Source organism: Streptomyces sp. NPDC040410 (genome assembly GCF_055595715.1).
The window spans coordinates 282,780-293,373 of the sequence record NZ_JBVIVK010000011.1 but is presented as its reverse complement, the minus strand read 5'-3'; the positions used below and the strand labels follow the sequence as shown (position 1 = coordinate 293,373).

Annotated in this window: 11 protein-coding genes and 1 rRNA gene; 11 read left to right on the top strand and 1 reads right to left on the bottom strand. The window is 68.1% G+C overall.

Annotation, left to right across the window (positions count from 1 at the left end):
* The 11 genes from rrf to ACZ562_RS23190 form a co-directional block, all read left to right on the top strand.
* Window positions 1-95: ribosomal RNA gene (rrf, locus tag ACZ562_RS23240) — 5S ribosomal RNA — on the top strand; the annotation flags it as partial.
* Window positions 96-204: 109 nt separating this feature from the next.
* Complete coding sequence (gene pgsA, locus ACZ562_RS23235) at window positions 205-813, top strand: CDP-diacylglycerol--glycerol-3-phosphate 3-phosphatidyltransferase (RefSeq protein ID WP_471182235.1); 609 nt, start codon at window positions 205-207, stop codon at window positions 811-813.
* 115 nt (window positions 814-928) lie between these two features.
* On the top strand, window positions 929-3,424 hold the full coding sequence (locus tag ACZ562_RS23230) for a sugar phosphate nucleotidyltransferase (RefSeq protein WP_471182232.1): 2,496 nt from the start codon (window positions 929-931) through the stop codon (window positions 3,422-3,424).
* 108 nt (window positions 3,425-3,532) lie between these two features.
* A complete protein-coding gene (locus ACZ562_RS23225) occupies window positions 3,533-4,429 on the top strand; it encodes a DUF881 domain-containing protein (protein WP_471182230.1) in 897 nt (298 codons plus the stop codon).
* A complete protein-coding gene (locus tag ACZ562_RS23220; RefSeq protein WP_003988855.1) occupies window positions 4,426-4,758 on the top strand; it encodes a small basic family protein in 333 nt (110 codons plus the stop codon). The genes ACZ562_RS23225 and ACZ562_RS23220 overlap by 4 nt, the downstream gene beginning before the upstream one ends.
* A 5-nt stretch (window positions 4,759-4,763) precedes the next feature.
* Entirely contained in the window at window positions 4,764-5,594 is an 831-nt protein-coding gene (locus tag ACZ562_RS23215; RefSeq protein WP_471182227.1) for a DUF881 domain-containing protein, read from the top strand.
* A gap of 61 nt (window positions 5,595-5,655) precedes the next feature.
* Window positions 5,656-6,561, top strand: a complete 906-nt coding sequence (locus ACZ562_RS23210) for an FHA domain-containing protein (RefSeq protein ID WP_471182226.1) — start codon at window positions 5,656-5,658, stop codon at window positions 6,559-6,561.
* Window positions 6,562-6,602: 41 nt separating this feature from the next.
* Window positions 6,603-7,340 carry a transcriptional regulator FtsR gene (gene ftsR / locus ACZ562_RS23205; RefSeq protein WP_471182224.1) on the top strand — a complete coding sequence of 246 codons (738 nt, stop codon included), beginning with the start codon at window positions 6,603-6,605 and terminating at the stop codon, window positions 7,338-7,340.
* An 84-nt stretch (window positions 7,341-7,424) separates the two neighbouring features.
* Window positions 7,425-7,898: a bifunctional nuclease family protein gene (locus tag ACZ562_RS23200; protein WP_004002801.1), complete on the top strand. Its 474-nt coding sequence runs from the start codon at window positions 7,425-7,427 to the stop codon at window positions 7,896-7,898.
* Between the two features lie 212 nt (window positions 7,899-8,110).
* A complete protein-coding gene (locus ACZ562_RS23195) occupies window positions 8,111-8,755 on the top strand; it encodes a MerR family transcriptional regulator (RefSeq protein WP_471182222.1) in 645 nt (214 codons plus the stop codon).
* Window positions 8,756-8,809: 54 nt separating this feature from the next.
* A complete protein-coding gene (locus ACZ562_RS23190; protein ID WP_471182219.1) occupies window positions 8,810-10,282 on the top strand; it encodes a DNA polymerase IV in 1,473 nt (490 codons plus the stop codon).
* Here the strand turns inward: ACZ562_RS23190 and ACZ562_RS23185 are convergent.
* Entirely contained in the window at window positions 10,204-10,575 is a 372-nt protein-coding gene (locus tag ACZ562_RS23185) for a PRC-barrel domain-containing protein (protein ID WP_471182217.1), read from the bottom strand. The genes ACZ562_RS23190 and ACZ562_RS23185 overlap by 79 nt on opposite strands.
* Between the last annotated feature and the right edge of the window lie 19 nt (window positions 10,576-10,594).

Here is a 10,594-nt window from a genome sequence, read left to right as displayed (position 1 = left end):
AAACGCCCGGTTACATTCCGAACCCGGAAGCTAAGCCTTACAGCGCCGATGGTACTGCAGGGGGGACCCTGTGGGAGAGTAGGACACCGCCGAACTCCTTTTAGAGCTCTGGCTCTTGGGCACGCAGCCCAGGAGTCAGAGCTTTTTTGCGTTGAGGTAGGGTCAGGGGGCATCGTTGGCACGTTTCCCACAGGAGGCCCCCGGGTGGAGGTCCAGGAGACCCGCGTCCAGACGGACCGGGTGCTCACCATCCCCAATATCCTCAGCATGGCGCGGCTCGTGGGTGTGCCGCTCTTCCTGTGGCTGATTCTCAGGCCCGAGTTCGGGGGCCCCAAGAGTGACGGCTGGGCACTTCTGGTGCTGGCGCTGAGTGGTGTCAGCGACTACCTGGACGGCAAGCTCGCGCGGCGTTGGAACCAGGTCAGCAACCTCGGCCGGCTCCTGGATCCCGCAGCTGACCGGCTGTACATTCTCTCAACTCTGGTCGGACTGACGTGGCGTGAGATTCTGCCAATCTGGTTGACCGCTGTACTTCTGGCGCGGGAGTTGGTCCTGCTGGTCATGGTGGGCGTCCTCCGGCGCCACGGCTATCCGCCGCCGCAGGTGAACTTCCTGGGCAAGGCGGCGACCTTCAACTTGATGTACGCCTTCCCCTTGCTCCTGCTCAGTGACGCAAGCGGATGGATCGCGTCACTCGCTGCTATTTTCGGATGGGCGTTCGCAGGGTGGGGTACAACGCTGTACTGGTGGGCAGGAGTCCTCTACGTGGTACAAGTCCGCCGCCTGGTCCGTGCGGACACCATGGCCGATTGACCCCGCCCATTCGTGCGGCCGTAAGGGCTGGATGGCCCGCGATGGAAAAGTGCGGGACAATCTGGACGGGGGTAGTCGGCCAGACCGTCGTCTCTTCGAGGAGGACGCTTCCGACATGAAGGCCGTCGTGATGGCCGGAGGCGAAGGCACGCGCCTTCGTCCCATGACCTCAAGCATGCCCAAGCCGCTCCTGCCGGTGGCCAACCGGCCGATCATGGAGCATGTCCTGCGGCTGCTCAAAAGGCATGGGCTCAACGAGACCGTCGTTACTGTCCAGTTCCTGGCTTCGCTCGTCAAGAACTACTTCGGTGACGGTGAGGAGCTCGGTATGGAGCTCACCTATGCCAACGAGGAGAAGCCACTCGGTACCGCCGGAAGCGTCAAGAACGCCGAAGAGGCGTTGAAGGACGATGCCTTCCTTGTCATCTCCGGCGATGCCCTGACCGACTTCGACCTCACCGAGCTCATCAATTTCCACAAGGAAAAGGGCGCGCTGGTAACCGTCTGTCTGGCACGTGTGCCGAATCCTCTGGAATTCGGCATCACCATCGTCGACGAAGAGGGCAAGGTCGAGCGCTTCCTCGAAAAGCCGACGTGGGGCCAGGTGTTCTCCGACACCGTCAACACCGGCATCTACGTGATGGAGCCCGAGGTATTCGACTATGTCGAAGCCGATGTGCCCGTCGACTGGTCCGGTGATGTGTTCCCGCAGTTGATGAAGGAGGGTAAGCCCGTCTACGGCTATGTCGCGGAGGGCTACTGGGAGGACGTCGGCACACTCGAGAGCTATGTGAAGGCACAGGCCGACGTGCTGGAAGGCAAGGTCGACGTCGAGATCGACGGGTTCGAGCTCTCACCGGGCGTGTGGGTGGCCGAGGGCGCCGAGGTGCATCCCGACGCCGTTCTGCGTGGGCCTCTCTACGTCGGGGACTACGCCAAGGTCGAGTCCGGTGCCGAAATCCGCGAGCACACCGTCATCGGATCCAACGTCGTCGTGAAGAGCGGAGCCTTTCTGCACAAGGCCGTTGTTCATGACAACGTGTACGTCGGGCAGCACAGCAATCTGCGCGGGTGTGTCGTCGGCAAGAACACGGACATCATGCGCGCGGCGCGCATCGAGGACGGCGCGGTCATCGGTGATGAGTGCCTGATCGGCGAAGAGTCCATCGTGCAGGGCAATGTGCGGGTCTACCCGTTCAAGACGATCGAGGCCGGCGCGTTCGTCAACACCTCGGTCATCTGGGAATCCAGGGGGCAGGCGCATCTGTTCGGAGCCCGCGGGGTGTCCGGGATCCTGAATGTGGAGATCACACCGGAGCTCGCCGTACGGCTTGCCGGTGCCTATGCGACGACGCTCAAGAAGGGCTCCACCGTCACCACGGCCCGTGACCACTCCCGAGGTGCCCGTGCGCTCAAGCGGGCGGTCATCTCGGCGCTTCAGGCCAGTGCCATCGACGTACGGGACCTGGAGAACGTACCGCTGCCCGTCGCCCGGCAGCAGACCGCGCGGGGCAGTGCCGGCGGCATCATGATCCGCACCACGCCCGGGGTGCCGGACTCCGTCGACATCATGTTCTTCGACGGGCAGGGGGCCGACCTGTCGCAGGCGAGCCAGCGCAAGCTGGACCGGGTGTTCGCGCGGCAGGAGTACCGGCGTGCGTTCCCCGGAGAGATAGGGGATCTGCACTTCCCGGCCAGCGTCTTCGACTCGTACACCGGATCGCTGCTGCGGAACGTCGACACGACCGGCATCTCCGAGTCGGGGCTCAAGGTCGTAGTGGACGCGTCCAATGGCAGCGCCGGCCTGGTGCTGCCGAGTCTGCTCGGCAAGCTCGGGGTGGACTCCCTGGCCATCAACCCAGGTCTCGACGAGTCGAGGCCGACGGAGACGGCGGACGCACGGCGGTCGGGGCTGGTACGGCTGGGAGAGATTGTGGCGTCCGCGCGGGCCGCGTTCGGGGTGCGGTTCGATCCCGTCGGCGAGCGGCTGTCGCTGGTCGACGAGAAGGGGCGGATCGTCGAGGACGACCGTGCGCTGCTGGTCATGCTCGACCTGGTCGCCGCGGAGCGGCGCAGTGGGCGGGTGGCGCTGCCGGTGACCACCACCAGGATCGCCGAGCAGGTGGCGGCGTACCACGGGACGCAGGTGGAATGGACGACGACGTCGCCCGACGATCTCACCAGGGTCGGCGGCGACGACTCGACGATCTTCGGCGGTGACGGCAAGGGCGGGTTCATCGTCCCGGAGTTCAGCAGCGTCTTCGACGGTACGGCGGCCTTCGTACGGCTGATCGGCCTCGTGGCGCGGACGCAGCTCACGCTCAGCCAGATCGACGCCCGGATTCCGAGGGCGCATGTCCTCAAGCGGGATCTGGCGACGCCGTGGGCCGTCAAGGGACTCGTGATGCGGCGGGTCGTGGAGGAGGCGGGAGATCGCTTCGTCGACACGACCGACGGCGTAAGGGTCGTGGAGACGGACGGGCGCTGGGTGATGGTGCTGCCCGACCCCGCCGAGGCCGTCACCCATCTGTGGGCGGAGGGGCCGGACGACGCGTCTGCCCAGGCCCTGCTCGACGAGTGGGCCGCAGTCGTGGACAGCGCCGGTCGCTGAAAAACGGAGCACGCGCGCGTGCCGGACAAGTGTCCCCCAAGGGGGCCTGTCCGGCACGCCGGTGGGGCCATTCGGAGGTATCGGTCGCGACGTGCGACGATGTGCGGCATGCCGCAGCAGCCCCCCGTTCGGAGCACACCCACGCGCCCTTCGCGCCCGGACGCCTCCATGTCGCTGCTCACCAACGTCATGGACCACAGCCTCGACGACGGATACGCCGAGACCGCCGCCCGGAAGAAGGCCGAGGGCGGCGGGGGCATGCCCAAGACGCTCAGGGCGAAGCTCGGTCTGGCTGCCGGCCTGGTGCTCGCGGCGCTGGTGGTGACCGTGGGAGCGGCGCAGGCTCGGGTTGCGGCACCCGTGGTCGCCAAGGAGCGCGAGGAGCTGATCGACCGCATCGACCGGGAGACCGAGGCGGCGGACGAACTGGAAGGCACGGTCGACAAGCTGCGCGACGACGTGAGCGAGCGGCAGCGCGAGGCACTCAGGGATACCGGCGGCAGCGACCAGGCCGAGCTCGTCGGAATCCTCTCGGGCGCTTCGGAGGTCCACGGTCCCGGCGTGAAACTGGTCGTGAACGACGCCAAGGAAGCCACCACGGGCGGCGACGGCGACCCGCGTGAGACCTCTGGTTTCTCCGACACCGGGCGGGTGCGCGACCGCGACATGCAGCGCGTGGTGAACGGCCTGTGGGAATCGGGCGCCGAGGCCGTGTCCATCAACGGGCAGCGGTTGACGGCCCTGTCGGCGATCAGGGCCGCGGGTGACGCGATACTGGTCGACAACAAACCGTTGGTTCCGCCTTATACGGTGCTGGCCGTGGGGGACGGGAAGCGGCTGGGCACCAGGTTCCAGAACAGCGCCGACGGCCTGTATCTGCACGCCCTGCAGGAGAACTACGGCATCCGGACCGGCATCTCCGTGGAGAACGACCTCCGGCTGCCCGCCGCACCGAGTGTGATCGTACGTACAGCACAGCCGAGAAGTGAGAAGGGCACATCGTGATCGCCGTACTGGGCCTCGTCGTGGGAGTCGTGGCCGGCCTGTTGGTCCGGCCCGAGGTTCCGGCGGTTGTCGAGCCTTACCTGCCGATCGCCGTCGTGGCGGCGCTCGACGCCGTCTTCGGTGGTCTGCGGGCCATGCTCGACGGCATCTTCGACGACAAGGTCTTCGTGGTGTCGTTCCTGTCCAACGTGGTCGTGGCGGCGCTGATCGTGTTCCTGGGCGACAAGCTGGGCGTGGGAGCCCAGCTGTCGACCGGTGTCGTCGTCGTCCTCGGTATCCGCATCTTCTCCAACGCCGCGGCGATCCGCCGGCACGTCTTCCGGGCGTGAGGCCGATGAGCGACCAGGACGCGACGCCTGAGAACCGGCTGCGCAAGGAGTTGCCCGAGGAGGTGCCGACGGCCGTTGCCGAGGCCGAGGAGGTCCGCGAGACGGAGCCCGGGCTCACCGGTCGCCAGCGTCTGGTGAAGGGGCTGTGGCCGCCGAGGGTCAGCCGAGCCCAACTGATCGTCGCCGTGCTGCTGTTCGGCCTCGGGTTCGGTCTGGCCGTCCAGGTGGCCTCGAACAGCGACAGCGACAGTGCGCTGCGCGGAGCACGCCAGGAAGATCTTGTTCGCATTCTCGATGAACTGGATGACCGAACTCAGCGTCTTGAAGACGAGAAGCAGGGACTCGAGAAGCAGCGCGACGAGCTGGAGAACAGCTCGGACCAGGCCGAGGAGGCCCGAAAGCAGACGGTCGAGAAGGAGAGGCAACTCGGCATTCTGGCGGGCACGGTGGCCGCCCAGGGTCCCGGCATCACCATGACGATCGACGACACGAAGGGGACGGTCGAGGCGGACATGCTGCTCGACGCGATCCAGGAACTGCGTGCGGCAGGCGCGGAGGCGATCCAGGTGAACGACGTGCGTGTCGTCGCCGGCACCTACCTGACGGACTCCGACAAGAGCGTGAGCGTCGACGGGAACAAGATCAACGCCCCCTATCGTTTCAAGGTCATCGGCAACCCGAAGGACCTCGAACCGGCACTCAACATCCCTGGAGGCGTGGTGCAGACCCTGGAGAAGGAGCAGGCCGTCGTGACCGTCGAGCGGTCGGACGAGATCGTCGTGGACGCCTTGCGAGCTGCGCAGCGGCCTGACTACGCTCGGTCGTCCTCGCGGTGAACCGGGGGTGTATGGGGGAGGTCCGCCCAGGTGATGAGCTTGCGGGGGGTCGGCGCACCGAATGGGTGGCGCGTGGTGGAAACTGTTTGGTGGATACGGACGTTGTGAGGATGTCCGGGTCGACCGGTGTGTTCAATCAGGGTTCGTCCTGCCCCACGGGCGGGTCTGTTTCGGTCAAGGGGAATCGCCCGTGAAGTTGTTTGCGAAGTTGTTCGGCAAGAGCGCGCGAGAGGGCAGCGACAATGCGACCGCCCGTCATCGCGCACAGCCTGACGCAGAGGGTCAGCGCCCGCTGTTCCGGGACCAGGTCCCAGCCCCGGGCGGTGACATTTCCGGAGGCCAGGGCGCGCCGTCTGTTGACCCTGCCCAGTCCGGCGACATAGGTTTCGGACAACCGTCAACCTCAAGTACGGGTGGAGGGTTTTCCCCTATGGCGGCCCTGGTGTGTACGAGGTGCGGTAACCGCAACGCGGAGAACAGCCGCTTCTGCTCCAACTGCGGCGCGCCGCTGCGCGGCGGAGCGGCGGCCGAGCGTCCCTCCGAGACGACCTCGACGATCTCCATCTCCGGACTCGAGGCCTACGACGCGGAGGCCACCGGCCAGACGCAGATGCCGATGCTCTCCCCGGAGGCGCAGGCGGCTGTGGACGCGCTCCCGCTGGGGTCGGCGCTCCTGGTGGTGCGACGCGGGCCGAACTCGGGCAGCCGCTTCCTGCTGGACGGCGAGCTGACCACGGCCGGGCGTCATCCGCAGAGCGACATCTTCCTGGACGACGTGACGGTCTCCCGACGGCACGTGGAGTTCCGCCGCAGTCCGGACGGCTCGTTCACGGTGGCCGACGTGGGCAGTCTGAACGGTACGTACGTCAACCGAGAGCGGATCGACCAGGTCGCCCTGTCGAACGGTGACGAGGTGCAGATCGGCAAGTACCGGCTGGTCTTCTACGCGAGCCAGCGGGGCTACTGAACCTCCCCGGACTCCGTCCGGGGGGACCCCAGGGAAGGTCCATGCTTCAATCACCGAGCGGCGGTGCCGGGCACGGTACCGCCGCCGCGGACAGTGGGCTGATGAGCATCGGCACGGTTCTGAACGTGCTGCGCGACGAGTTTCCCGAAGTCACCATCTCCAAGATCCGCTTCCTGGAGTCGGAGGGGCTCATCGAGCCGCAGCGCGCGCCCTCGGGGTACCGCAAGTTCAGCGCGCACGATGTCGAGCGGCTCGGCCACGTCCTGCGGATGCAGCGGGACCACTATCTGCCGCTCAAGGTGATCCGGGAGCACCTGGACGCCATGGAGCGCGGCGAGGCCGTGCAGCTGCCGGCCGTGAGCCGCCAGCGTGACGGCGACGCCGTCGTGGAGGCGTCCGACGTGCCGACGGCGGCCCGCATCGGACGGGCCGAGCTGCTCGCCGCCGCCGAGGTCGGGGAGCAGGAGTTCGAGGAATGGGAGTCCTACGGACTCATCACGCCGCTTCCGGACGGTTCGTACGACGCCGAGGCGGTGACGGTGGCGTCGCTGGTCGCCGAGCTGGGGCGGTTCGGGATCGAGCCGCGGCACCTTCGGGTGATGAAGGCCGCCGCAGACCGTGAGGCCGGGCTCGTCGACCAGGTGGTGGCACCGCTGAAGCGGCACCGCAACCCGCAGACCAGGGCACATGCGGAGGCCCGCACAAAGGAACTGGCGGGGCTCACCGTGAAGCTGCACGCGGCACTGGTGCAGATGGCGCTCGGGGTGCGTCTGCCCTGAGGCGGCGGGCCTGGGGAGGCCGGATCGGCCACGCGATACCGGCCCGACTACCCAAACATCCCGGGCACGGCCTAGGGTTGCTGTGTGAACGAGCTCGATGTCGTAGGTGTCCGGGTCGAAATGCCCTCCAACCAACCGATCGTGCTCCTGCGTGAAGTGGGAGGCGACCGCTACCTCCCCATCTGGATCGGGCCGGGGGAGGCCACGGCCATCGCCTTCGCCCAGCAGGGCATGGCTCCGGCGCGACCGCTGACCCACGACCTGTTCAAGGACGTGCTGGAGGCCGTCGGCCAGGAGCTCACCGAAGTGCGCATCACGGACCTTCGTGAGGGCGTCTTCTACGCGGAGCTGGTCTTCGCCAGCGGGGTCGAGGTGAGCGCCCGCCCGTCCGACGCCATAGCGCTGGCGCTGCGCACCGGGACGCCGATCTACGGCAGCGACGGCGTGCTCGACGACGCCGGCATCGCGATCCCGGACGAGCAGGAGGACGAAGTGGAGAAGTTCCGCGAGTTCCTCGACCAGATCTCTCCTGAGGACTTCGGCACCAGCAGCCAGTGAGTCGTGCACGGCTCGAAGGCCGGCATTTGCCGGGGGCTTGTGAGAGCGTCCTGCGACCCCCTCCGAGCGCATTCGGCTAGCCTTTCCCCGCGGCGGGGTACGGGAAACCACTCCTAGGGTGATTATCACTCGGCGTGCCGAGTGTGGCGATCGTTGACGCACCCCTGGTGACTGCCTACCTTCGAGGAGGCAGGTCAAGGACGGAGGTCGGCGTGAGAAGCAGCGGCGACGGTATGGCTGGGGGTGCTCCCGGACGCAGTCTCGGGGCGAGCGGTCCGTACCCGCTTCACAGCAGCGCGGCCGACCACGCTCCGCAGCGACCGGCGGCCGTGCCGACCAGCGGAGGGGCGACGTCCATGGCGTCCGAGGAGATCGGCTACCGGGGCCCGACGGCCTGCGCGGCCGCCGGAATCACCTATCGGCAATTGGACTACTGGGCCCGCACGGGCCTCGTCGAGCCGAGCGTGCGCCCGGCCTACGGGTCTGGGACGCAGCGTCTGTACAGCTTCCGGGACGTAGTGGTCCTGAAGATCGTCAAGCGTTTCCTCGACACCGGTGTGTCGCTGCAGAACATCCGCACCGCCGTGCTGCACCTCAGGGAACGCGGTTTCCGCGACCTGGGGCGCATGACCCTGATGAGCGACGGCGCCACGGTCTACGAGTGCACCTCGCCCGACGAGGTCCACGCGCTGCTGCAGGGCGGTCAGGGCATCTTCGGTATCGCCGTGGGTGTGGTGTGGCGGGACGTGGAAAGCGCGCTGTCGCAGCTGCACGGCGAGCGGGTCGACACCGGCGAGACCCTGGTCGGACAGAACCCCGCGGACGAGTTGGCGCGGCGGCGCAACCGGGCGGTCTGAGACCCCCCGGCTCTTCCGGCGGCATTGTCAGTGGCGTAGGGCAGCATCGGAGATGTGAGAACCGCGCCCACGATCCTGCATCTCGACATGGATGCCTTCTTCGCCTCGGCGGAGCAGGCATCCAAGCCGAGCCTGCGCGGGAAGGCCGTCGTCGTGGGCGGGCTGGGGCCGCGCGGAGTGGTGGCCACCGCTTCGTACGAGGCCCGCGTGTTCGGTGTCCATTCGGCGATGCCCATGGCCCAGGCTCGCCGGCTGGCCCCGAACGCCGCGTATCTCGTGCCGCGCTTCGGCTTCTACAAGTCGATCAGCGAGCAGGTGATGCGGCTCCTGCGCTCGCTGTCACCGCTCGTGGAGCCGTTGAGCCTGGACGAGGCGTTCGTGGACCTGGAGGCCGGGGGAGCGGCGTGGGACGAGGCGTCGGCCCGGCTGGCAGGCGTCAGGCTGCGCGCGGAGATACGGGCTGTCACGGGGCTGACGGGATCCGTGGGGCTCGCCGCCTCCAAGATGCTCGCGAAGATCGCGTCGGAGCAGGCCAAGCCGGACGGGCTGGTGCTGATCGAGCCGGGGACCGAGCGGGCCATGCTCGGGCCGATGTCGGTGCGGACGCTGCCGGGGGTGGGGCCGGCGACGGGCGATCATCTGCGGCGGGCCGGGATCACCACGGTCGACGAGATCGCCGAGGCGGGCGAGGACGAGCTCGTACGGCTGCTGGGCAAGGCCCACGGGCACGCCTTGTACGCCATGGCGCTGGCGCACGACGAGCGGCCCGTGGTGGCCGAGCGGGAGACGAAGTCGGTGTCGGTCGAGGACACCTACGACGTGGACATCCACGACCGGGTGCGGGTGGGGCTGGAGGTGCAGCGGCTGGCGGACCGCTGCGTACGGCGGCTGCGCGGGGCCGGGCTGTCGGGACGGACCATCGTGCTGAAGGTGCGGCGCTACGACTTCTCCACCTTGACCCGCTCGGAAACCCTGCGCGGGCCCACGGACGACCCGGCGGTGGTGCGGGAGGCCGCGGCCCGGTTGCTGGACGCGGTGGACACGACGGGCGGCGTACGGCTGCTCGGGGTGGGCGTCAGCGGGCTCGCGGACTATACGCAGGAGGACCTGTTCGCGCAGGCGGCGGGGGAGCGGGCGGACCATCCGGAGGAGGAGGGCGAGGACCGGCCCGTCGAGGAACAGGAGACGCCCGCGGAGCGACGGTGGCCGGCGGGGCACGACGTGCGGCATGCCGAGTACGGGCACGGATGGGTGCAGGGCAGCGGCCTCGGCAGGGTCACCGTGCGGTTCGAGACGCCCGACTCGGACCCCGGGCGCGTACGGACCTTCCGGGTCGGCGACCCGGATCTGGAACCGGCGGATCCGCTGCCGCTGGTACCGCACGTCGCGCACGCGTCGGACATGCCACTGGTGGCGCGAAGACCCGAAGGCCCGGAGACCGCGGTGCCTCAGGACTCGTCCGAGCCCGCGACCTTGCCGAAGTCGCGGTCCGGGAACGGGGGAGGAGCGGCCACGTCGAGGCCGTAGTGATGGTAGAGCTGCAGTTCCTGTTCCGGTGAGAGGTGCCGTCCGACGCCGAAGTCCGGGGCGTCCTTGATCAGGGCCCGGTCGAACGGCACCTTCAGGGTGCCCTCGACCAGTTCACTGGGCTCCAGGGGCACGAAGGCGTCCCTGCTGAACAGGCCGGTCCGTATGGCTGCCCACTCCGGCTCTCCGGTCGCGTCGTCGAGGTACACCTCGTCGATGGTGCCGATCTTGGTGCCGTTGCGGTCGAACGCCTTGCGGCCGATCAGGTTGCGCGGATCGATGTCGGTCTGCACGGTCCCTCCAATTGGTCGC